This is a genomic window from Morganella psychrotolerans (genome assembly GCF_965118875.1).
GTDB classification, from domain to species: domain Bacteria; phylum Pseudomonadota; class Gammaproteobacteria; order Enterobacterales; family Enterobacteriaceae; genus Morganella; species Morganella psychrotolerans_C.
This window is the reverse complement of sequence record NZ_CBCPJD010000062.1, coordinates 1-686: the sequence shown is the minus strand read 5'-3', so window position 1 is coordinate 686 and position 686 is coordinate 1. Positions and strand designations below refer to the sequence as shown.

The following is a 686-nucleotide window of genomic DNA, read 5'->3' as shown; positions in this document are numbered from 1 at the left end:
TGATATTCTGTATGCCCGCAGTGATTATATTGAAATTTACCGCAACCGCAGCGGCAACGGGTTTGATAAGCCGCTCACCGTTAAGCTGCCCGCCGGTGTACGCTATGACCACACCTGCCGCCTGCAGGTCGCCGATGTACAGGGACTGGGCGTGGCCAGCCTGCTGCTGACTGTGCCGCACACCACGCCACGTCATTATCTGCTGCACCTGACCACCGAAAAACCGTGGCTGCTGAATCAGGTCAGTAACCAGACGGGGATGGTGCAAAAACTGCATTACCGCAGCTCCGCGCAGTTCCGTCTGGATGATAAAACCCGCGAGCCGATCTCTTATCTGCCGTTCCCGGTGCACACCTTATGGCGGACAGACACCAGAGATGACATCACCGGCAACAAACGGGTAAGCAAAGTGAGTTACCATCACGGCGTCTGGGACGCCCGCGAGCGCGAATTCCGGGGGTTCGGTTGTGTGGAGGTGCAGGATACCGATACAACCGCTGCCCGTGATACCGGCGGCGTGCTGACCATGCCGGTACTCACCCGCAGCTGGTATGCAACCGGTTATACACCAGTCGATACACAGCTGAAAAATGAATACTGGCAGGGCGATAAAAGTGCCTTTGCCGGGTTTGTTACCCGTCTGACGACCGGCAGCGGTGATAATGAACCGGTCTGTTCTGATGCCA

General features: G+C 57.0%; 1 protein-coding gene. It reads left to right on the top strand.

The window, feature by feature from the left end:
• A partial coding sequence (locus tag ACMHKJ_RS19320; protein ID WP_413496473.1) for a toxin TcdB middle/N-terminal domain-containing protein occupies window positions 1–686 on the top strand: 686 nt, incomplete at both ends.